Annotated in this window: 21 protein-coding genes; 7 read left to right on the forward strand and 14 right to left on the reverse strand. The window is 67.1% G+C overall.

Annotated elements, in window-relative coordinates:
• Positions 1–76: 76 nt before the first annotated feature.
• From ACGFK1_RS13810 to ftsH, 6 genes are all read right to left on the reverse strand, one after another.
• Positions 77–553 carry a DUF3180 domain-containing protein gene (locus ACGFK1_RS13810; RefSeq protein ID WP_393429509.1) on the reverse strand — a complete coding sequence of 159 codons (477 nt, stop codon included), beginning with the start codon at positions 551–553 and terminating at the stop codon, positions 77–79.
• Positions 553–1065, reverse strand: a complete 513-nt coding sequence (gene folK / locus ACGFK1_RS13815; protein WP_393429512.1) for a 2-amino-4-hydroxy-6-hydroxymethyldihydropteridine diphosphokinase — start codon at positions 1063–1065, stop codon at positions 553–555. Before folK ends, ACGFK1_RS13810 begins: the two co-directional genes overlap by 1 nt.
• Positions 1062–1454, reverse strand: coding sequence for a dihydroneopterin aldolase (gene folB / locus ACGFK1_RS13820; protein WP_393429515.1), 393 nt, complete (start codon positions 1452–1454; stop codon positions 1062–1064). Before folB ends, folK begins: the two co-directional genes overlap by 4 nt.
• 2 nt (positions 1455–1456) lie before the next feature.
• On the reverse strand, positions 1457–2275 hold the full coding sequence (folP, locus tag ACGFK1_RS13825) for a dihydropteroate synthase (RefSeq protein ID WP_393429518.1): 819 nt from the start codon (positions 2273–2275) through the stop codon (positions 1457–1459).
• The gene (gene folE, locus ACGFK1_RS13830; protein ID WP_393430103.1) at positions 2272–2838 is read right to left on the reverse strand and encodes a GTP cyclohydrolase I FolE; all 567 of its coding nucleotides are present in this window, start codon (positions 2836–2838) and stop codon (positions 2272–2274) included. Before folE ends, folP begins: the two co-directional genes overlap by 4 nt.
• A gap of 87 nt (positions 2839–2925) precedes the next feature.
• On the reverse strand, positions 2926–5232 hold the full coding sequence (ftsH, locus tag ACGFK1_RS13835) for an ATP-dependent zinc metalloprotease FtsH (RefSeq protein WP_393430106.1): 2307 nt from the start codon (positions 5230–5232) through the stop codon (positions 2926–2928).
• A 171-nt stretch (positions 5233–5403) separates the two neighbouring features.
• Between ftsH and ACGFK1_RS13840 the strand changes: the two genes are divergently transcribed.
• The 4 genes from ACGFK1_RS13840 to ACGFK1_RS13855 are packed head-to-tail and all read left to right on the forward strand — an operon-like array spanning position 5404 to position 9248.
• Complete coding sequence (locus ACGFK1_RS13840) at positions 5404–6300, forward strand: alpha/beta fold hydrolase (protein ID WP_393429521.1); 897 nt, start codon at positions 5404–5406, stop codon at positions 6298–6300.
• Complete coding sequence (locus ACGFK1_RS13845) at positions 6297–7499, forward strand: LLM class flavin-dependent oxidoreductase (protein ID WP_393429524.1); 1203 nt, start codon at positions 6297–6299, stop codon at positions 7497–7499. The genes ACGFK1_RS13840 and ACGFK1_RS13845 overlap by 4 nt, the downstream gene beginning before the upstream one ends.
• The gene (locus ACGFK1_RS13850) at positions 7499–8515 is read left to right on the forward strand and encodes a zinc-binding dehydrogenase (RefSeq protein WP_393429527.1); all 1017 of its coding nucleotides are present in this window, start codon (positions 7499–7501) and stop codon (positions 8513–8515) included. The genes ACGFK1_RS13845 and ACGFK1_RS13850 overlap by 1 nt, the downstream gene beginning before the upstream one ends.
• Before the next feature lie 16 nt (positions 8516–8531).
• Positions 8532–9248: an SIMPL domain-containing protein gene (locus ACGFK1_RS13855; RefSeq protein ID WP_393429529.1), complete on the forward strand. Its 717-nt coding sequence runs from the start codon at positions 8532–8534 to the stop codon at positions 9246–9248.
• A 13-nt stretch (positions 9249–9261) separates the two neighbouring features.
• Here the strand turns inward: ACGFK1_RS13855 and ACGFK1_RS13860 are convergent, their stop codons facing one another.
• The 5 genes from ACGFK1_RS13860 to dacB all read right to left on the reverse strand — a co-directional run bounded on the left by ACGFK1_RS13860 (position 9262) and on the right by dacB (position 15611).
• A complete protein-coding gene (locus tag ACGFK1_RS13860) occupies positions 9262–11484 on the reverse strand; it encodes a molybdopterin-dependent oxidoreductase (protein ID WP_393429532.1) in 2223 nt (740 codons plus the stop codon).
• Positions 11485–11636: 152 nt separating this feature from the next.
• The gene (gene hpt, locus ACGFK1_RS13865; protein WP_393429535.1) at positions 11637–12245 is read right to left on the reverse strand and encodes a hypoxanthine phosphoribosyltransferase; all 609 of its coding nucleotides are present in this window, start codon (positions 12243–12245) and stop codon (positions 11637–11639) included.
• On the reverse strand, positions 12242–13204 hold the full coding sequence (gene tilS / locus ACGFK1_RS13870) for a tRNA lysidine(34) synthetase TilS (protein WP_393429538.1): 963 nt from the start codon (positions 13202–13204) through the stop codon (positions 12242–12244). The genes hpt and tilS overlap by 4 nt, the downstream gene beginning before the upstream one ends.
• Positions 13183–14232 (reverse strand): zinc-dependent metalloprotease, encoded by a 1050-nt coding sequence (locus tag ACGFK1_RS13875; protein ID WP_393429541.1) that lies wholly within the window; start codon positions 14230–14232, stop codon positions 13183–13185. Before ACGFK1_RS13875 ends, tilS begins: the two co-directional genes overlap by 22 nt.
• Entirely contained in the window at positions 14229–15611 is a 1383-nt protein-coding gene (gene dacB, locus ACGFK1_RS13880) for a D-alanyl-D-alanine carboxypeptidase/D-alanyl-D-alanine-endopeptidase (RefSeq protein ID WP_393429544.1), read from the reverse strand. Before dacB ends, ACGFK1_RS13875 begins: the two co-directional genes overlap by 4 nt.
• A 102-nt stretch (positions 15612–15713) precedes the next feature.
• Between dacB and ACGFK1_RS13885 the strand changes: the two genes are divergently transcribed.
• Positions 15714–16214, forward strand: coding sequence for an inorganic diphosphatase (locus tag ACGFK1_RS13885; RefSeq protein ID WP_393429547.1), 501 nt, complete (start codon positions 15714–15716; stop codon positions 16212–16214).
• Between the two features lie 60 nt (positions 16215–16274).
• Positions 16275–16796: a 2-oxo-4-hydroxy-4-carboxy-5-ureidoimidazoline decarboxylase gene (locus ACGFK1_RS13890; protein WP_393429550.1), complete on the forward strand. Its 522-nt coding sequence runs from the start codon at positions 16275–16277 to the stop codon at positions 16794–16796.
• Between the two features lie 2 nt (positions 16797–16798).
• Here ACGFK1_RS13890 and ACGFK1_RS13895 read toward each other — a convergent pair whose 3' ends face one another.
• Together ACGFK1_RS13895 and ACGFK1_RS13900 are read right to left on the reverse strand one after the other, a co-directional pair.
• Positions 16799–17311 (reverse strand): hypothetical protein, encoded by a 513-nt coding sequence (locus ACGFK1_RS13895; RefSeq protein ID WP_393429553.1) that lies wholly within the window; start codon positions 17309–17311, stop codon positions 16799–16801.
• 34 nt (positions 17312–17345) lie between these two features.
• Positions 17346–17585 (reverse strand): hypothetical protein, encoded by a 240-nt coding sequence (locus ACGFK1_RS13900; protein WP_393429556.1) that lies wholly within the window; start codon positions 17583–17585, stop codon positions 17346–17348.
• A gap of 143 nt (positions 17586–17728) precedes the next feature.
• On the opposite strand from ACGFK1_RS13900, the gene ACGFK1_RS13905 reads away from it, so the two are divergent.
• Positions 17729–18880 (forward strand): serine hydrolase domain-containing protein, encoded by a 1152-nt coding sequence (locus ACGFK1_RS13905; RefSeq protein ID WP_393429559.1) that lies wholly within the window; start codon positions 17729–17731, stop codon positions 18878–18880.
• Here the strand turns inward: ACGFK1_RS13905 and ACGFK1_RS13910 are convergent.
• Positions 18858–20165: an acyltransferase family protein gene (locus ACGFK1_RS13910; protein WP_393429561.1), complete on the reverse strand. Its 1308-nt coding sequence runs from the start codon at positions 20163–20165 to the stop codon at positions 18858–18860. The two genes, ACGFK1_RS13905 and ACGFK1_RS13910, sit on opposite strands and share 23 nt — an antisense overlap.
• Positions 20166–20472: the final 307 nt, after the last annotated feature.

A 20472-nucleotide genomic window follows, 5' to 3' on the forward strand; every position in this document is an offset into this window, starting at 1 on the left:
GGCCGACTGTACCCGCCACAGGTCGGCTCGCGTGTCGACCCATTCGGCGATTCGGCCGGCCAACGCCGCCGGTCAGCTACTCGGTTGCGCCGTCTGCGTTGTCCGGCGGCTCCACTGGTGACTTGCAGCAATGCTGTAACCACAGCGCGGCAATCACCAGCGCGAGCGCGCTCAATGCGGCCACCACCGCGCCCGCGGTGTCCTCGCCCGCGACCCTCAGCGTGCTGCGGCGCGGCAACAGGTAAACGAGCACCGCGACCCACCAGCCGAGTACCAACGCACCCACCCATGCCGATGCCTTCGCGATCAACACCGACCGCGCCACCGCAAGCGGATGAAGCCACCCGCGCGCGTCGCCGATCTCGCCCTCGTTGATCTTGTTCCGCACATAGAAGGCCCAGCCGGCCTCGCCGACGGCGACGGCCAGAAGCGATACACCGGTCCACACATCGATGGGCGGAAAGTAGCGGTACACCAGCACCACCACCAGGTAGCCCGCCACGGCAGCGAGCACTGCCGCGGCCGTCAGGTCACGCTTGCGGGTGGGTCCCATCAGCCCAGTGCCACCTCGGTGCGACGGACGCCGTCGCGCTCGACCTGAGCCAGATCGTCGAGAAGGTCCGCAACCGCGCGGGGACGGCCCGCGACGGTCAGCGTCGCGTCCGGGTCCACCGCCAGCCATGGAATCAGCACGAACGCCCGCTGATGCGCCAGCGGGTGCGGCAGCGTGAGGTCGGCGTCCTGCGACGTCACTTCGCGCCGACCGTCATGGCATGCGACGAGATCCACGTCGAGGGTGCGCGGACCCCACCGCTGCGTACGGACCCGGTCGGCGGCCGCTTCCAGCTCGTGGGCCCGACGCAGCCAACCGTGGCAGTCCAGCACCGGGTCGTCGGCGATCAGCACCGCGTTCAGGAACGGGCCCTGTTCGACACCTCCCCACGCGGCCGTCTCGTACACCGGCGACACCGCACGCACCGCGCCGTCGAGCCCATCGACCACCGACTGCAGGCGCGCGCGCCGATCGCCGATGTTGGACCCGATGGACAGCACCACTGAAGTCATGCCTCGACTCCCGCTCGCCCGCGGCCGCCGCGACGGGACCGCCTTGCCGTGACCGCCACGTCCGAGAATGTCAACGGAATCGGCGCCCCCGGCTTGTGCACCACCACCTCGACGGCGTGCACACGGTCGTCGGTCATCACGTCATCGGCGATCTCGCCTGCGACCGTTTCGATGAGCTTGCGCGGCGGCCCCGAGACGATGCCGGCGGCCCGTTGCGCCAATGCGCCATAGTCCAGGGTGTCTGCCAGGTCGTCGCTTGCCGCGGCGGCCGCAAGGTCAATCCACACCGTGACGTCGACGATGAAGTCCTGCCCGTCGCGCCGCTCGTGGTCGTAGACACCGTGGTGACCGCGAACCTTCAAGCCGCGTAACTCGATCCGATCAGCCATGCCTAGCCGATCCAGGCCTCGAGCACCTTGAGCGCATCGACCGACGCCTGCACGTCGTGCACCCGCACCCCCCATGCGCCGTTCATTGCCGCCAGCGCCGAGATCACCGCAGTGGCGGTTTCCCTGCCGTCCGGCGCCCGAGGGGCACCGTCGGCACCGGCCAGCAGGGTGCCGAGGAAACGCTTGCGAGACGCCCCGACGAGCACCGGTATCCCTGTTGCGACGAATTGTGGCAGCGCGCGCAGCAACGCCCAATTGTGTTGTGCCGTCTTGGCGAACCCGAGGCCGGGGTCGATGATCAACCTTGCCGGGTCGACACCGGCCTGCACGGCGGCGTCCACGCTCGCCAGCAGTTCGTCGCGCACCTCGGTGACCACATCGCCGTAGCCGGGCACCTCGTGCGGCCGAGCGGTCCCGACCGAACGCCAGTGCATCAGCACCCACGGCACTTTCGCGTCGGCCACCAGCGCCGCCATGTTCGAATCGGCGCGCCCGCCGGACACGTCGTTGACGATCTGGGCGCCGTTTTCCAGTGCTGCCTGTGCCACTTCGGCGTGCATGGTGTCGATGCTGACGGTGATCCCTTGTCCGGCAAGTTCTTTGATCACCGGCAGCACGCGGGCCGATTCGATTCGTGGCTCGATACGGGTGGCGCCGGGGCGCGTGGACTCGCCGCCGACGTCGATGATCGCGGCGCCTTCGGCCGCAAGGGCAAGCCCGTGTTCGACGGCGCGGTCGCGGTCGAGGAACAGTCCCCCGTCGGAGAAGGAATCGTCAGTCACGTTGACGACCCCCATCACCTGCACGCGCGTCGGGCTCACCTCCGCAGGATGAGATCCAGCGCCTCGGCCCGCGACGCCTTGTCGGTCTTGAACTGACCACGCACCGCCGAGGTGGTGGTGATTGCGCCCGGTTTGCGGACTCCGCGCATCGCCATGCACAGATGTTCGGCCTCGACGACCACGATCGCCCCGCGCGGGTTCAGCTTGCGCATCAGCGCGTCGGCGATCTGCGCGGTCAACCGCTCCTGTACCTGTGGGCGTTTCGCGTAGAGATCGACCAGTCGGGCGATCTTGGACAATCCGGTGACCCGGCCGTCCACTCCGGGGATGTAGCCGACGTGGGCCACCCCGTGGAACGACACCAAATGGTGTTCGCACGTGGAGTACATCGGGATCTGCTTGACCAGCACGAGCTCGTCATGCTGCTCGTCAAAAGTGGTGTCCAGCACCGAATCCGGATCGGTGTACAGGCCGGCGAACAACTCCTTGTAAGCGCGCGCCACCCGGGCGGGCGTAGCTTCCAGGCCGTGCCGGTCGGGGTCCTCCCCGACGGCGATCAGTAGCTCGCGGACGGCAGACTCGGCGCGTTCCTGGTCGAAGATGGGGCGGTCGAACGTGGTCGAATTATGGTGCGACACCTGCTCATCGGCTCCTCGCGTACGCGGAGTCATCGAAGCCTCCGTTGTCTGTCAGCCGTTGGACCGGCTGCTGTCCTGCCCCGGATCCTCGTTCGATCCCGGCGCAGGCTGACCCTGCGGCGCAGGATGTCCCGGCCGGGGGTAGGGCTGGTAGGGATACGGCTGCTGCTGCTGCCAGTGCGGCGGCGGGTACCAATAGCCGTGCGGCGGCTGTTGGCCCTGCGGCTGCTGGCCGGGGGCCTGCGGAGGAGGCGGCCACCCTGGCGCATGCCAACCGGCGGGGGCGCCGTAATCCGGCTGGGTCGGCCCGTTGGCCGGAACTCCGTTGGCCCCGTTGCCATTTGTGCCGTTCTGGTGGGCCTGCCGGGCTGCGGCTTCCCTGCTGGCCTGCGCGATCGCCGCCTTGAAGGCGGGTTCGGGAACCGGCTTCGGCCACGGCTCACCGCGTTCGATCGCCAGCTCACCGGGCGTCTTGATCGGTGGCTTGTCTGACGGCACACGGCCGCCGAAATCGTCGAACATCGTCAGCCGCGGTCGTTTCTTCACCTCGCCGAAGATGGCCTCCAACTCGGCGCGGTGCAGCGTCTCCTTCTCCAGCAGTTCACCAGCCAGGGTGTCGAGCACATCGCGGTACTCGGTGAGGATCTCCCACGCCTCGGTGTGCGCGGCCTCGATCAGCTTGCGCACCTCGTCGTCGATGATCTGCGCGACCTCATGGCTGTAGTCGGCCTGGGTGCCCATGGTGCGGCCGAGGAACGGGTCCCCGTGTTCCGTGCCGTACCGCACGGCGCCCAGCTTGGAGCTCATGCCGTACTCGGTGACCATCGCGCGCGCGATCTTGGTGGCCTGCTCGATATCGGACACCGCCCCGGTGGTCGGCTCCCGGAACACGAGTTCCTCCGCGGCGCGTCCGCCCATCGCGAACACCAGACGGGCGATCATCTCCGACCGGGTCATCAGGCCCTTGTCGTCCTCCGGCACCGCAACGGCGTGGCCGCCGGTGCGCCCGCGCGCCAGGATGGTCACCTTGTAGATGGGCTCGATGTCGGGCATCGCCCACGCCGCGAGCGTGTGGCCGCCTTCGTGGTAGGCGGTGATCTTCTTCTCGTGCTCGCTGATGATCCGGCTCTTACGGCGCGGCCCGCCGACCACCCGGTCGACGGCCTCCTCAAGGGCAGGGCCGGTGATCACGGTGCCGTTCTCGCGGGCGGTCAACAACGCCGCCTCGTTGATCACGTTGGCCAGGTCGGCGCCGGACATGCCGACGGTCCGCTTGGCAAGGCCGTCCAGATCGGCGTCGGGCGCGATCGGCTTGCCCTGCGAGTGGACCCGCAGCACCGCGCGCCTGCCCGCCAGATCCGGGTTGGACACCGGGATCTGCCGGTCGAACCGGCCGGGCCGCAACAGCGCAGGGTCGAGGATGTCGGGACGGTTGGTGGCCGCGATCAGGATGACGCCTTGGCGGTCACCGAAGCCGTCCATCTCGACGAGCAACTGGTTCAGCGTCTGCTCGCGCTCGTCGTGGCCCCCGCCGAGGCCCGCGCCGCGCTGGCGGCCGACCGCGTCGATCTCGTCGACGAAGATGATGCACGGGCTGTTCTGCTTGGCCTGCTCGAACAGGTCGCGCACCCGGGAGGCGCCGACGCCGACGAACATCTCGACGAAGTCGGAACCCGAAATCGTGAAGAACGGCACGCCGGCCTCGCCCGCGACGGCGCGGGCCAGCAGCGTCTTGCCGGTGCCCGGCGGGCCGTAGAGCAGCACGCCCTTGGGGATCTTGGCGCCCAGCGCCTGATACCTGCTGGGGTTCTGCAGGAAGTCCTTGATCTCGTAGAGCTCTTCGACCGCCTCGTCGACGCCTGCCACGTCGGCGAACGTGGTCTTCGGCATGTCCTTGCTCAGCTGCTTGGCCCGCGACTTGCCGAACCCGAAGCCCATCCGGCCACCGGTCTGCATCCGGGAGAACATCACGAACAGGCCGACCAGCAGCAGCAGCGGCAGCAGGTAGATCAGCAGCGAGCCGAGCATGCTGCCCTGGTTCACCACCGTGTTGACCTTGGTGTTCTTCGCGTTGAGCGCGTCGAACAGCGGCACGGCGTAGCCGGTCGGGTACTTGGTGATGACCTTGTCGCTGTTGTCGGTGTCGCTGTTGCCGTTCTTCAGCTCGAGGCGCAGCTGCTGCTCGCGGTCATCGATCTGCGCGCTCTTGACGTTGTCACTGTTGATCTGGGCCATCGCCAACGAGGTGTCGACCGGCTTGTAGCCGCGAGTGTCGTCACTGAAATAGAAGAACGACCAGCCCAGCAACAACACCACAGCGATCGCGGTGAGCGTGCGGATCACATTTTTCCGGTTCATCAGCATCGGCCCTCGTGGGCCAGGTCCTTCCATACGCGCAGCTGGAAACCTCAAGGCTACCGCTAGACCAACGAATCACAGTTCCCGGCGGTTCTCTGCCGACATCCGGCGAATGTCGGTTTGCCGCACTCGGCCCTTTCGGCGACCTCACCAGCTGTGCTTGGCTGTGGTGTGCTCACCTCGACCGAGCGGTCAGTTGAGACCAACGGCATCTCGCTGCGGTTGCACGAGGCAGGCGACCAAACCGCGCCGGTCGTCGTCTTGGCCCACGGCTTTCCCGAGCTGGCGTACTCGTGGCGACACCAGATCCCCGCGATCGCGGCGGCGGGTTATCACGTGTTGGCCCCCGATCAACGCGGATACGGCGGCTCCGACCGGCCCGATGCGATCGAGGCCTACGACATACATGCCCTCACCGGCGACCTGGTCGGCCTTCTCGATGCGGTCGGCGCCGAGCGGGCCGTGTTCATCGGCCACGACTGGGGCGCCATGGTGGTGTGGCACACCGCTGTGCTGCACCCGCAGCGCGTCAGAGCGGCCGCAGGCCTGTCGGTACCACCCATTCCCCGGGCCCGGTCGCGCCCCACCGAACGGTGGCGGCAGAAATTCGGCGAGGACTTCTACATGCTGCGCTTCCAGCAACCCGGGCTGGCGGAGGCCGAGATGGAAGCCGACGTGGCCGCGACGATGAGCGCGATGTTCGCCGGGCTGACGACGCGACGAGCACCGCTGCCCGACTGGCTGACCGCTGACGAGTTCGAGCACTACGTGGCGGAATTCGGCAGGACCGGGTTCACCGGCGCGCTGAACTGGTACCGCAACTATGACCGCAACTGGGAATCGACGCCGCAACTCGCCGACGCGAAGATCACGGTGCCCGCGCTGTTCGTCGGCGGCACCGCCGACCCGGTGGGCCCGACGATGAACCCCGCCCGAGCGCACGAGCTGGTCGCGGGGCCCTACACCGAGAAGTGGGTAAAGGGCGCGGGGCACTGGATTCAGCAGGAGCGACCCGAAGAGGTGAACCGGATCCTGCTGGCATTCCTCGAGCAAGTGGAGCAATCATGACCGGTCGGCCGCTGAACTTCGGTGTGTTCATCACGCCGTTTCACCCGGTGGGCCAATCGCCCACAGTCGCATTGGAATACGACCTTGACCGGACCGTGGCGCTGGACAGGCTCGGTTACGACGAAGTGTGGTTCGGCGAGCATCATTCGGGCGGATACGAATTGATCGCGTGCCCCGAGGTGTTCATCGCGGCGGCCGCCGAGCGGACCAAGCACATCCGGCTGGGAACCGGCGTGGTGTCGCTGCCTTACCACCATCCCTTGATGGTGGCCGACCGGTGGGTGCTGCTCGACCATCTCACCCGGGGACGGGTGATGTTCGGCACCGGACCGGGCGCGCTGCCGTCCGACGCCTACATGATGGGCATCGACCCGGTCGAGCAGCGCCGGATGATGCAGGAGTCGCTCGAGGCGATCCTCGCCCTGTTCCGGGCATCGCCAGAGGAACGGATTGACCGGCAGTCGGACTGGTTCACTCTGCGCGACGCGCAACTGCACATCCGGCCGTACACCTGGCCGTACCCCGAAATATCGACCGCCGCAATGATTTCCCCGTCTGGGCCACGGTTGGCCGGTGCACTGGGCACGTCGCTGCTTTCGTTGTCGATGTCGGTGCCCGGCGGTTACGCCGCGCTGGAGAACACCTGGCAGGTGGTGGTCGATCAGGCCGAGAAGTCGGGCCGCGAGACGCCGGACCGTGCCGACTGGCGGGTGCTGGCCATCATGCACCTCGCCGACACCAAGGACCAGGCGATCGACGACTGCACGTACGGGCTGCAGGACTTCGCGAAGTATTTCGGCGCGGCCGGCTTTGTGCCGCTGTCCAATACCAGCGACGGCGCCGTGGGAACGCAGTCGCCACGCGAGTTCGTTGCCGAGTATGCGGGCATGGGCAACTGCTGCATCGGCACTCCCGGCGAGGCGGTGGCCTACATCCACGACCTACTCGACCAGTCCGGCGGATTCGGCACCCTTCTGCTATTGGGCCATGACTGGGCCGCACCGGCGGCCACCTACCACTCGTACGAACTGTTCGCCCGTGAGGTGATGCCGCACTTCAAGGGTCAGCTCACCGCGCCTCGGGCCTCGCATGACTGGGCAAAGGGCATGCGCGACAAGCTACTCGGCCGTGCAGGTGAGGCGATCGTCAAGGCGATCAGCGAGCACACCGACGAACTCAAGGAACGCGAGCAGAACTGATGCGCGCATCGGTGCTGCGCGACGGCAGGATGGTGCTGCGTGAGGACGTGGCCGAACCGGTTCCCGGACCGGGCCAGGTGCTCGTCGGCGTTAAGGCGTGCGGGATCTGCGGCTCGGATCTGCACTTCGCCAAACACGGCGCGGACGTCATCGAAATGAACAGCCGGATCGAGGGCTTCGGCGGCGGGGCGATGGCCATCGACCTCGACCGCGACATCTTCATGGGCCACGAGTTCAGCGCCGAGGTGCTCGAGGGGGGTCCCGACACCGAAGCCCCTGCCGCAGGCACTCTGGTCACGTCGCTGCCGGTGCTGGTGTCTGCCACCGGCGTCGAGCCGATCGTCTACTCCAACAGCACGATCGGGGGCTACGCCGAGCGGATGCTGCTGTCCGCGCCGCTGCTGACCCCGATCCCGAACGGACTGGACCCGCGGCACGCCGCGCTCACCGAACCGATGGCTGTCGGCCTGCACGCGGTGAACAAGTCCGCGATCCAGCGTGGCGAGGCAGCGCTGGTGCTGGGCTGCGGTCCGATCGGGCTTGCGATCGTCGCCGGGCTGCGCCACCGCGGTGTGGAAAGCATTGTCGCGGCCGACTTTTCAGCGCACCGCCGTGAACTGGCGCGGACCCTGGGCGCCACCGCCACCGTCGACCCCGCCGACGGCTCCCCGTTCGACAACGCCAGGCCGGCGGTGGTTTTCGAAGCGGTCGGCGCGCCCGGCGTCATCGACGACATCCTGCGCCGCGCGCCCGTCGGGGCACGCGTCGTCGTCGCAGGTGTCTGCATGCAGCCCGACACCTTCCACCCGTATTTCGCGATCGCCAAGCAGATCAATGTGCAGTTCGTGTTGGCGTACGACCCGACCGAGTTCACCGCTTGCCTGCAGGCCATCGCCGAGGGCGACATCGACGTGGCGCCGCTGATCACCGGTCAGGTCGATCTGAGCGGCGTTGGCACGGCGTTCGACGAGCTGGCGCATCCCGATGCGCACTGCAAGATCCTTGTGACTCCCTGACGGTAGGGTGCCAGGCATGCGCACCCGTCTGCTTCTCATCGTTGCGGCGGCGCTTGCCGCAGTTGGTCTCTCGGCATGCGACTCGACATCCGGGCCGACGGGCTCATCCGACAAGGAAACCCGTCAGGTAACGGTCGTCGGGGCCGGCGAGGTGCAGGGCGCGCCCGACACGCTCAACGTCAACGCGTCGATCGAGTTCGTCGCAGCCGACGTCAGCGGCGCAATGAACCAGACCAGCGAGCGTCAACGGGCGGTCATCGATGCGTTGGTGGGCGCAGGCATCAACCGCAAGGACATCAGCACCTCGAACGTCAGCCTGCAGCCACAGTTCGCGGGCGGCGACAGCACAACCATCGTCGGTTACCGGGCCAACAATTCGATCGACGTGAAGATCCGCAAGCTCGACACTGCGTCGCAGATCCTGGCGTCGATCATCGAAACCGGTGGCGACGCCACCCGGATCAACTCGGTGAACTATTCGCTCGACGACGACTCACAACTGGTCAAGGACGCGCGCGCGCGGGCGTTCAACGATGCCAAGGACCGCGCCCAGCAGTACGCGCAGCTGTCCGGGCTCGACCTCGGCAAGGTCATCTCGATCACCGAGTCGGGCGGGGCGACGCCGCCGACACCGGTGCCGAACTTCAAGGGCGCCGAGATGGCCGCGGTGCCCGTGGAACCCGGCCAGCAGACCGTGAATTTCTCGGTGACAGTGATCTTCGAGCTGACCTGAGTTCAGCGCGCCGTCAGGCAGGCGACACCACCACCGGGATGCCATTGAGCACCGCGGTGCCCGACAGCGGGTCGAGTTGTCCGCCGTCGTTGAGCTGGTTGACGTTCACACCGGGTTGATCGGCGGCCACGCCTTGGCGCGTGCCGCCGCGGTCGTGTCCCCAACCGTGCGGCAGCGACACGACGCCACGCCGCATACCCGGTGCGAGCTCGATCGGTGCCAGCAGATCGCCACCGGGCCCCTTGATCGACGCGTTGTCCGTCAAACCCAGCTCGGCGGCATCGTCGGGATGGATCTGCAGCGTGCAGCGGTTGGTGCCACCGGCCAGCGCGGGCAGGTTGTGCATCCAGCTGTTGTTGGAGCGCAGATGCCTGCGACCGATCAGCACGAAGCCGTTGTCGCCGCGGCTCAGCGAATCGCGTAGCCGCGGCACCTCAACCGTCAGCGCCTCCGGCGCCAGTTCGATTCGGCCAGAACGTGTTTTGAGCACCTCGGGGATCCGCGGCGCCAGCGGCCCGAAGTCGACGCCGTGCGGCGCCGCCTTCAGCCGCTCGAGGGTCAGGCCGTCGGGGTGGGTACCGAAGGCATCGCCGTAGGGGCCGAGCCGCAGCATCATGTCGAGTCGGCGTTCGTGTCCAGGTCCGTCGATGAGCATCGCGACCATTTCGTCGACCGCCCGCCCGGCAACCGGCGAATGGGGGTCCGCGGACTCCTTCTCGAGGGTGGTCGCGATGACCTGCTGGTCGACCAGCCCCGGATCACCGTCGTGGCCGAGGCCATAGAGGATCAGCACCACCCGGGACAGAATCTCGGGTTCGTCGGGTCGCCCGTCCAACGGCAGCGCGGGCGGCGAGTAACGCGCGTTGTTGCGCACCGCGAGGTTGTTGAGCGCGAAGTCGTAGTGTCCGGTCCGCGACGGTGGAGGCGGCGGCAGGATCAAATCGGCATGGCGCGTCGTCTCGTTGAGATACGGGTCGATGCTGAGCATGAAGTCCACGCTGTCGAGGGCTCGGTCGAGGCGGTCGCCGTCAGGGGCCGAGAGCACCGGGTTGCCCGCAATCGTGATCATCGCCTTGATCCTGCCGTCGCCGGGGGTATCGATCTCCTCGGCGAGCGCGGCGGCGGGCAGTTCCGAGAGCACCTCGGGATATCCGGAGACGCGGCTGTGCCAGCGCCCGGTCGCGAAGCCCTTGCCCGGCCCGGCGGGTCGCGTTGCCTGCATCGCGGCTCCGAGCGGAAACATCGCGCCGCCCGGCCGGTCGAGATTGCCCGTCAGCACGTTGATGACGTCGACGAGCCAACTGCCGATCGTGCCGAATTCGACTGTGCAGGTACCGATTCGGCCGTACACCGCGGCCGATGGCGCCGCGGCGATCTCACGTGCCATGGCGCGGATCTCATCGGCCCTTACGCCGCAGTGCGCGGCCACCGCTTCCGGCGAGAACCCGTCGGCCAGCACACGGACCTGATCAACGCCGTTGACGTGCTCGGCCACTCCGCCGAGATCCGGTGCGATCAGGTCTTCTTCGAACAGCACGTGGACAACCGCGAAAAGCAGCGCAGCGTCAGTGCCGGGCCGCGGGGCGATGTGGCGATCGGCGAACTCCGCGGTGCGGGTGCGGGCCGGGTCGATGACGGTGAGCTTACCGCCGCGCTTACGCAGCGCACGCAGCTTGCCGGGGAAATCGGCGGCGGTGGCCAGACTGCCGTTGGAGACAAGGGGATTCGCGCCGATGATGACCAGGTGGTCGGTGCGGTCGAGGTCGGGCACGGTGAATGCGACGGGGCTGCCGAACATATGGCCCAATGCGACGTGTTTGGGCATCTGGTCCAGCGTGCTCGCGCTGAACAGTTGGCGGGTGCCCAACGCTCGGATGATCAACGGCGGGTAGAGGCTGCCCGCGATCGAGTGGGCGTTCGGGTTGCCGAGGTAGACACCGACCGACGCGCCGCCGTTGTCACGAACGACCGCGCCGAGGCGCTCGGCGACGACGGTGTAGGCCTCCTCCCAGGTGGCCTCGGTCAGCTGGCCGCCGCGACGGATCATCGGCGCGGTCAACCTGTCGGGATCGTTGTCGAGTTCGGCGAAGCTGGCGCCCTTCGGGCAGATGAAGCCGTGGCTGAAGACGTCCTCGCGGTCGCCGCGCGCTGCCGTCACCCGGCCATCGGAGATGGTGAGCGTCAGGCCGCAGGTGGCTTCGCACAGTGGGCAGATCCGCAGGGCTGTTTCCGTCATTGAGCTATCTTGCGTCGCGAAGCCCGATCCGCGCCATTACCCGGCACATAACCGACGCCTCTGGGCTCGGAATGCACGTTTTGTACGCGCCTACTCGTACTTTGTCGCCAAAACGTGCATTTCGGCGGGCCGGGCTGGGTTGGCGGGCCGGGTCAGGCCTGCTCGTAGACCTTGGGATCGAGCGTTCCGATGTACGGCAGGTCGCGGTAGCGCTCGGCATAGTCGAGCCCGTAGCCGACGACGAACTCGTTGGGGATGTCGAAGCCGACGTAGGCGATGTCGACGTCGGCGCGCACGGCGTCGGGCTTGCGCAGCAGCGTGCACACCCGAAGCGATCGCGGACGCCGCGTGGCGAGGTTGCGCAGCAGCCACGACAGCGTCAGCCCGGAGTCGACGACGTCCTCGACGATCAGCACGTCACGGTCGTTGATGTCGCGGTCGAGGTCCTTGAGGATGCGCACCACACCCGACGACGATGTCGACGAACCGTACGAGCTCACCGCCATGAACTCCAGCTGGGTGGGCAGCGGAATCGCCCTCGCGAGGTCGGTGACGAAGAAGACTGCACCCTTGAGCACCGTGATGATCAGAAGGTCCTGTGCGTTCGCGGTGACCGCGTCGCGGTAGTCCGCGCCTAGCTGCGCGCCGAGTTCGGCGACCTTGTCCTGAATCGCCTGCGATGAGAGCAATACCGACTTGATGTCGCCGGGGTACAGCTCCGTGGGTTGGTCGACCACGTCCACAGCGTGCCACACCTTCACACCGGTTCGGTGTGCAGCGTCAGCATCCCGTCACGACGCGCGGCGATCAGGCGGCGGCTGCGCAGCGGAGAACCGACGGCCACGCCGCCCTGACCGCGCCACGCGATGACCAGAGTGTCGACCCCGCGAATCTGTTTATCGGTCAGCCCGCTCGCACCCCCTGCCAGCAACCAGCCGCGAATCACCCTGCGTCGGACCGCCTCCGGCAACACCGCCAACCGGGCGGTGTCGAGCGCGCCGCCTGTCCCGACCGCTGCCAACGCCTCGGCCGCCAGCCCGTCGAGCGTGTCGGTGTCTTCACGCAGCGCGGTCGCGGTGCGGGCCAGCGCCTCGGCGACCCCGCCGCCGAGCACGTCCTCCAACAGGGGCAGCACCTCGGTGCGCAGCCGGGTCCGGGTGAACCGACGATCGACATTGTGCGGGTCGTGCCACGGCGAGAGCCCTAGTTCGCCGCATGCCGCGTGGGTCACTGCGCGGCGGACCCCGAGCAATGGGCGCCACCACGGCGGATCACTCGGCCGCATGCCTGCGATCGACCGCGGCCCCGATCCCCTACCGAGCCCGAGCAGCACCGTCTCCGCCTGGTCGTCGAGCGTGTGCGCCAGCAGCACCGGCGCACCGTCGCGCGCGGAGTCCAGTGCGCGGTAACGGGCGGTGCGCGCGGCGGCCTCGGGACCGCCCTCGGTGCCGACGTCGATGCAAAGCACCTGGGCGCCAACGCAACCCAAAGCCAACGCTTGTTCCCGTGCGGTCGCCGCGACGTGGCCAGAATCGGGTTGAAGCCGATGGTCGACGATCAATGCGGTGGTCGGTTTCGCCGACGCGGCCACCGCGGTCAGGGCCAGCGAGTCGGCGCCACCGGACAGTGCGACACACCAGTGGTCGTCGGCGGTGCCGAAGTCGCTGACGAAGGTGGCCAGCGCCGCCTTCAGCTTCGCTACAGCACCCTGTCGATCCATCGCTGCGGCTCGTCGATTTCGGTTGGCAGCGGCAAACTTTCGGCGCTCGACCAGACGGCGTTGAACCTGGCCATCCCGACCCGCCCGACGACATGGTCGACGAAAGCCTTGCCACGGGTGTACTGGCTCAGCTTCGCGTCGAAGCCCAGTAGCGCCCGCACCAGGCGTTGCAGGGGAGGCTGTTTACGTCTGCGGCGCTCGTCGAACCGGCGCCGGATGGTGCCGACGGTGGGCACCACCGCCGGGCCCACCGCGTCCATCACATGGTCGGCATGGCCTTCCAGCAGCGTGCCGAGAACCAACAGTTGGTCGAGCGCGCGTCGCTGCGGTTCAGACTGCACCGCCCGCAACAGGCCGAGCACACCGGCCGAATTCGGTTCGGGCGCAACGCCGTCGCGCTTGTTGCGGACCAACTCGGCAAGCCGGCTGACCACCTGGGTGACGTCCTGGGCCGCGTCCTCGGTCAGCACGGCGAGCGAGGCAGACATGTGCTCGGCCAGCCAGGGGTTGGCCCGGAACTGGACCCGGTGGGTGACTTCGTGCAGGCACACCCAGAGCCGGAAATCAGCTGGCAATACCCGTAATTGGCGTTCGACGGCGATCACGTTCGGGTAAACCAGCAGCAGTTCGCCGCCGTTCGGTCCGAACGGGTCGTACTGACCGAGGATGCCCGATGAGATGAACGCCAGCACGGCGCCGGTCTGCGCGCCGGTGATGCGGCTGGTGACGAGGCCGCGGGGGCTCTGCGTGCCGCCGGTCATCACCCGCATGGATTGCGTTGCGGCGCGGATCCATTCGACGCGGTCGACGACGCGGGCCTCGGGGATGTCACCGCCCTCGTTGAGCTCGGTGACCTCGCGAACCGGCAACTCGGCGGTGCGGGACGCCTCGGCCAGCTGGTCGATGACCTGTCTGCGGGTGTAGTCGGTGGCCGCCGGACCGGGCCGGGCGAGTTTGGCGCCCACCGTCGCGGCGAACTGCCAGTCGACGGCGCGGCCGATGGTCAGGCTGGGCTTGGCGCGGCTCATCCGCTGCACCCGCAGGACCGCAGCGCCGCGGCCAACGCGTCGATTGCCGTTCGGCCCGTCGGCCCGGCGTTGTTCGAGATGAACGCGAACGTGAGCACCCGCCCGCTGTCGTCGGTGACGATGCCGGCCAACGAATTGGTGCCCGTCAGCGAGCCGGTCTTGGCCCTCAGGTATCCGGCAGCAGCCCGGCCCGCGTCGGTGTCGAGGTAGCGGTTGGACAGCGTGCCGCTGCCCCCTGCGATCGGCAGCACATCGAGCAGAGGACGCAGTTTGGGCTGATCGTCGCCCGCGGCCGCGTTCACCACCTCGTCGAGGGTTTCGGCGGTCAGCCTGTCGTCGACCGACAGTCCGCTGGAGTCGAGCAGATGCACGTTGCCGATGTCGATCCTGGCCTTCTCGAGTTCGCTGAGCACCGCCTGTACGGCACCGTCGAAACTCTGCGGTTCGTCGGCCTGGGCGGCGACCTCCCGGCCGATCGACTCGGCCATCACGTTGTCGGACTCGTTCATCATCTGGCGCAGCCGCTCGATCAGGGGTGGTGATTGCACCGACGCGATCTCCTGGCCGCCACGCAGCCCGTTGGGCAGCACGGTGACGGTGGCGGGATCCACCCTCAGCGCGATGGCCAGCGCGCGGCCCGCGTCGAGGGCGGGTGTCATGGAACGTCCGGACTCGACGCTGACCGGTTGCGTGCGGCCGCCGTCGAGCATCACGGCTTCCATCGGCGCGATGTCCCCGCCCGCGATGTCGGCGGGATCCCAGCCCGGGGCCATGGTCGGCCCGCTGTAAGCGCTGGTGTCAACCTGCACGGCGGTGACGTCGACGCCACTGCGCCGGACCTGGTCGGCCAGGTCGCTGATCCTGGCCGCACCCCTGTACCAGCTGGGTTGGCCCGGCGCAGCCGCCGACAGCGTCGGGTCACCGCCGCCCTTGAGCACAATGACGCCGGGCCGCCCGCTTGACAGCACGCGGGTGGTCAGCCGGGCATCGCGGTCGAGCGCCAGCAGAGCCGCCGCGGTGGTCAGCGTCTTGTTCACCGATGCGGGCTGCATCGGCACATCTGCCCCCTGCGCCCACAACTGTGCGCCCGTGATCGCGTCGGTGACCCGACCGGTCAGCATGCCGAGGTTGGGGTCGGCCACCAACGGCGCCAGCATCGCGGCCAGCAGGTCAGGCGTCGGCTTGGCCGCGGAGTCACCGACCGGGACCACGCCGGGGGCGGCGGTCGCCGCGGCAGGTGCCGGCTTGACGGCCTGCGCATCGCTGGTCGAATTGCCGGTGGAGAGCACGGCGGCCACCACGACCACGGCGGCCACCAGTATCAGCACTACCATGCCGATCACCACATGCGTCGATCGCCGCCACTGCGTCGGCCGCATAACTCTCCTGCTCTGTTGACCACACCCTCACAGCAGCGTATCGCTCCGTTAGGGTGAGGCCCGACCCTCAACACCTGAGCACATGCGTTAGGAGCCGCCGCGGTGGAGTTCGACGTCGTCATCGAGATTCCGAAGGGATCCCGCAACAAATACGAGGTGGACCACGCCACCGGCCGCGTGAAGCTGGACCGCTACCTGTTCACGCCGATGGGTTATCCGACCGATTACGGCTTCTTCGAGAACACCCTCGGTGAGGACGGGGATCCGCTGGACGCGCTGGTCCTGTTGCCGGAGTCGGTGTTCCCGGGGTGCATCGTCGAGGCCCGCCCGGTGGCGATGTTTCGCATGACCGACGAGGCGGGCGGCGACGACAAGTTGTTGTGCGTGCCCGCCGGTGATCCGCGCTGGGACCACATTCAGGATGTCGACGATGTGCCCGCCTTCGAACTCGAAGCGATCAAGCACTTCTTCGTGCATTACAAGGACCTGGAACCAGGCAAGTTCGTCAAGGCCGCCGACTGGGTGGGCCGCGCAGAGGCCGAGGCCGAGTTGAAGGCGTCCGTGGAGCGCTTCGAACAGGCCGGGCACCAGCCGTCCCACTGATTTTTCCTGGCTGTAACACGCGGTAACCTCGGCGTGCTTTGCACGCTTGAAGATTGCTGTGTGTTGATGCATCAGGGGATCGGCCTGGACGCGTTCAACGCCATGCCGATGCGCCGGGCTGTGCATGCGATCTACGAATGCTGCTACAGCGTGCCGCTGGCCGCCGACTTGGCGCGCGGCCGCCCGTACGACGGCCACGATCAGTTGTTCCGGCATGCCGACACCCTGTTGTTCGGGCTGTCAGAGGATTCGATCGACTCGATCCTGCAGGCCTATCCCGACGTGGGGCGGCGGCCCGGAAGTGAGAAGTCCGCGGCCGAACAGTGCGCGGTGTGGTGTGACCAACCCGAGGTGATGGAGAAGCTCACCGCCGCCTCCAGGCGCTACCTCGACCACTTCGGCTTCGGCTTCGTGATGTTCGTCAACGGCTACCGCGCACAGGACGTGTTGGCCACCATGACCGACCGCCTGCACAACGACTACGAGACCGAGCGCAAGATCGTGCGCAACGAGTTGGCACGCATCAACAGGACCCGGCTCGAGCGCATGCTCGGCCCGGAGGGCGGCTACGACAACTGGTGAGGCTAGGCCGCCTGCCAGTCCCGGATCGCGGTGTCCTGCTTCCTGCCGAGTTCGAGTACCAGGTCTTCGGGCGCGGGATCATTTGCCGCGCCCGCGAATTCGATGGTGGTGGCGGTATTGCCCTCGGTGAAGGACAACACCGTCACGGATTTCGAACCGTCCGGTGACATCCCGGTCAGCATGGCCCCGCCCGAGCCGACGGCAGCGGGTTGGGACTTGCCGTCGGCGACCGCCAGTTGCCCCCTCGCGCCCTCCAGCGCGGCAGTCGCCGCCTGTGCGTCGGACAGCACGAGGATGTTGCTCGTGATCGTGCGACTGCCGTCGCGGTGGGTGTGGACCGTCTCGACGCCCGGCTGCCCGTTGGGGTTGAACACCGCGGGTGCGGCGTTGTAGGCAAGCGAGTCGGTGATCAGGTTCGGGTCCACCGGTAGTGTGCTCAAATCGCCGGGTTGTGCTGCGGCATAACCGAACCCGTTGAATGCCAGCACCGCGGCGCCAACGATTCCGACTGCCATTGTGCGAAGGTTCTTCACGACGCGCTCCAATCGATCAGCAGGGGTAGCAGGCCCACCCGCGCCAGCCGTCGCGCCAGATCCACCCCGGCCCGCACCCCATCGCGCCGGTGGTGCCGTGGCAGTCGAGCATCTGCACTTCGGGCCCCGCCGGTCGGGCCGGCTGCGTGGTCACAGAGGTATCGTGTGAGCTCTGCGCCGCGTACGCGGTCTGCGCGGTGGCCACCGAGCCGAACATCATCGCGGTGATGGCAAGGGCCATGCCGAATTTGCGCATCGGACTTCCTCCCCCATGCTGGAAACAGGCACTCCGGACGGTACGCCGCACCCATGTGCGATTAGACGTATTGAGCAAATATGCGCGTGCTCCCGTTCGCGATTCGGCGCCCGCGATCACCGCTTTCATCGCATGATGTGCCGATGAACGATGACGTCAACGGTCACTGCGACAGCAGATTCGCCATCCTCGCCGAGGCGCTGGCCGACGAACTCGGCAAGGGCGAGGAACTCGGCGCCTCGATCGCCGTCGACGTCGACGGTGAGTCGGTGGTCGACATTTGGGGCGGCCATGCCGATCGCGCAAAGACAACACCGTGGGACCGCGACACCATCGTCAACTTCTTTTCGTGCACCAAGACGCTGACCGCCCTTGCCGCGTTGATCGCCATCGACCGCGGCACCATCGACGCATTCGCGCCCGTCGCCAGGTACTGGCCGGAGTTCGCCCAGAACGGCAAACAGGACATCGAGGTCCGTCACCTGATGTCCCACACGTCGGGTGTCTCCGGTTGGGAGCCGCCGTTCGCCATCGAGGACATGTACGACTGGGGAAAAGCGACGGACCACCTGGCACGCCAGCAGCCGTGGTGGACACCGGGGTCCGCCTCCGGCTATCACGCTGTCAACTACGGACACCTGATCGGCGAGGTGATCCGGCGCGTCACCGGCAGGACGCTCAAGGAGTTCGTCCGCGACGAGATAGCGGCGCCGCTGGACGCCGACGTGCAGATCGGTGCGCGCGACGACGATTTCCACCGCATCGCCGAACTCATCCCTCCCCCGCCGTTGGACATCCCACTCGATGCGATGCCCGCCGACCACCCGATGATGAAAACGTTCGCGTCGTTTCCGCCTGACACCAACGGTGCGGCGATCGCCGAGACCGCCGCATGGCGGCGCGCGGATATCGGCGGGGCCAACGGACACGGTAACGCCCGCGCGCTCGCACGCGCCTTGTCACCGATCTCGTTGAGAGGCAAGGCAAACGGCACGCAATTTGTCAGCGAGGACACGGTCGATCTGATCTTCGATGAGCAGTCCAACGGCGTGGACGCCGTGCTCATGATCCCGCTGCGGTTCGGCATCGGCTTCGGATTGCCATGTCCGGCAAGCGTTCCGGGCATTCCCGAAGGGAAGATATGTTTTTGGGGCGGCTGGGGCGGCTCGATGGCGATCATGGATCTCGACCGCCGCGCGACACTGACCTACGTGATGAACAGGATGGGCCCGGGCACCACCGGAACCGAGCGCACCAACCGGTACGCCGGACTCATCTACCAGGCGCTTGGCTGACCGGCGCAGCGGGCTTGGCGCGTAGCCGCCTGGCGTAGTTCATCGCAGGCTTCTCGACGAGGTAGTACGTCACGGTCGCGGCGAGGATCGTCACGGTGAGCAGCAGCACGATGTTGCGCAGCATGCCGTGCAGGGTGTCGCCCGCCATCCACCCGAGCTTGCCCAACAGAAGCAGCATGGGGAAGTGCCACAGATACGCCGACAGCGAGATCTCGCCGACGTAGCGGATCGGCCGGGCGTCGAGGAACGTCGCCAACTTCGACTTGCGGCCGTGCGCAAGGGGCACCACGACGACGAGGATCATCAGAGCGGCGACCACACCGACTCCTGCCGTCACGAATTGCACCGCGATGCCGAAGAACGCCGCGCTGACCACCAACACCGGCAGGATCGCCGCGGCACTGAGCATCCGGATGCGTCGGCTGATCCGCTCGGGCAGCGCACCGCGCTCGATTGCGACGAATACGATCGCGGCGAACATTCCCATCGCGAAGTTGTCCGCGTTGGTCAGGATGCTCTTGGTGAAGACGGCGGCGATGTTCGGCCCCCAGTTGAGCAGGATGAAGTCGGTGGTTCCGGCATAGCGGTTCAGCACCGGAATGAATGCGCGGCCGATCAAGCCGACCACCAACAAAATGGTGGGTGCCACCATGGCCACCACGAACGGATTTCGCGCGCTGTTCCTGCGCAACCCGAACACCGTGAGCGCCAGCAGCGGTAGGCACAGATAGAACGCGTACTCCAGCGTCAGCGACCACGACGGCCCGATGCCGGTCTGAATGTAGGCCGGAAAGTACGTCTGCACCAGGGCGAGGTTGGCCAGTAATTCCCCAGGGGCAGTGATGGCGCCGATCCCCGTCTTGGCGTCGTCCGGCATCAGCGCCGCGTTGTCAATGTAAGAAAGCCGCAGAACGAAATTCACGATCAGAAAAATGACCAGATATGCCGGCATGATCCGGGCCAGGCGGTGCACCGCGTAATCGCGCACGTTCGGCATGCGCGCCGACGACCGCTCAGCAACCACATTTCGGACATGCGGCAGGAACAACAGGAAACCACTTAGCACGAAGAAGTACACCAAGGAGAAACCGAAGACATTCGTCTTCCAGACCTGCGCGGTGTGCTTGGTGTAGTAACCCGTGACGTGGGTGATCGCGATGCTCAGGCACAGCAGGCCGCGCACCCCGTCGAGCCCGATGATCCTGGCCCGCCTGTGCGTTGGCTGAGGCGCATCGACCTTCGCCGTGCCCGCCTCGGTCGAGTCGGGGGCCGATCGGGTGGTCATCGCACCCCGTAATTGACGCAGAGAGCAAATAAGCGCAAAACACGCCCCTGTTTCGTAAAATGTCGGCTAACCTGCTGCGCCATCGTCACAGCAACCTAATTCTGCGACCGGCCAGCTAAGAAACTGTACATCGAAGGTGGTAGTTTCGCACGCAAGAAGGTCCATACTTTGTACCACCGCTTGTGGTCGAGGCGCGAAAACGGTATCGCCGCAATAAGTACAGTTACGTGGCCGAGTAACGCTATCCGGCTTCGATTAGGTACAACTCACGCGTGACGGCTACCGTGGCTAACCGACTGCCGAATGC

The sequence above is a fragment of the Mycobacterium sp. NPDC048908 genome (genome assembly GCF_043197955.1).
Classification (GTDB): Bacteria; Actinomycetota; Actinomycetes; order Mycobacteriales; family Mycobacteriaceae; genus Mycobacterium.

Bases quoted from the DNA above. Each gene is read 5' to 3' on its own strand.
- ACGFK1_RS13810 (WP_393429509.1), bottom strand. From the start codon at position 553: ATGGGACCCACCCGCAAGCGTGACCTGACGGCCGCGGCAGTGCTCGCT.
- folK (WP_393429512.1), bottom strand. From the start codon at position 1,065: ATGACTTCAGTGGTGCTGTCCATCGGGTCCAACATCGGCGATCGGCGC.
- folB (WP_393429515.1), bottom strand. From the start codon at position 1,454: ATGGCTGATCGGATCGAGTTACGCGGCTTGAAGGTTCGCGGTCACCAC.
- ftsH (WP_393430106.1), bottom strand. From the start codon at position 5,232: ATGAACCGGAAAAATGTGATCCGCACGCTCACCGCGATCGCTGTGGTG.
- ACGFK1_RS13845 (WP_393429524.1), top strand. From the start codon at position 6,297: ATGACCGGTCGGCCGCTGAACTTCGGTGTGTTCATCACGCCGTTTCAC.
- ACGFK1_RS13850 (WP_393429527.1), top strand. From the start codon at position 7,499: ATGCGCGCATCGGTGCTGCGCGACGGCAGGATGGTGCTGCGTGAGGAC.
- ACGFK1_RS13855 (WP_393429529.1), top strand. From the start codon at position 8,532: ATGCGCACCCGTCTGCTTCTCATCGTTGCGGCGGCGCTTGCCGCAGTT.
- ACGFK1_RS13860 (WP_393429532.1), bottom strand. From the start codon at position 11,484: ATGACGGAAACAGCCCTGCGGATCTGCCCACTGTGCGAAGCCACCTGC.
- tilS (WP_393429538.1), bottom strand. From the start codon at position 13,204: ATGGATCGACAGGGTGCTGTAGCGAAGCTGAAGGCGGCGCTGGCCACC.
- ACGFK1_RS13875 (WP_393429541.1), bottom strand. From the start codon at position 14,232: ATGAGCCGCGCCAAGCCCAGCCTGACCATCGGCCGCGCCGTCGACTGG.
- dacB (WP_393429544.1), bottom strand. From the start codon at position 15,611: ATGCGGCCGACGCAGTGGCGGCGATCGACGCATGTGGTGATCGGCATG.
- ACGFK1_RS13895 (WP_393429553.1), bottom strand. From the start codon at position 17,311: ATGGCAGTCGGAATCGTTGGCGCCGCGGTGCTGGCATTCAACGGGTTC.
- ACGFK1_RS13900 (WP_393429556.1), bottom strand. From the start codon at position 17,585: ATGCGCAAATTCGGCATGGCCCTTGCCATCACCGCGATGATGTTCGGC.
- ACGFK1_RS13905 (WP_393429559.1), top strand. From the start codon at position 17,729: ATGAACGATGACGTCAACGGTCACTGCGACAGCAGATTCGCCATCCTC.
- ACGFK1_RS13910 (WP_393429561.1), bottom strand. From the start codon at position 20,165: ATGACCACCCGATCGGCCCCCGACTCGACCGAGGCGGGCACGGCGAAG.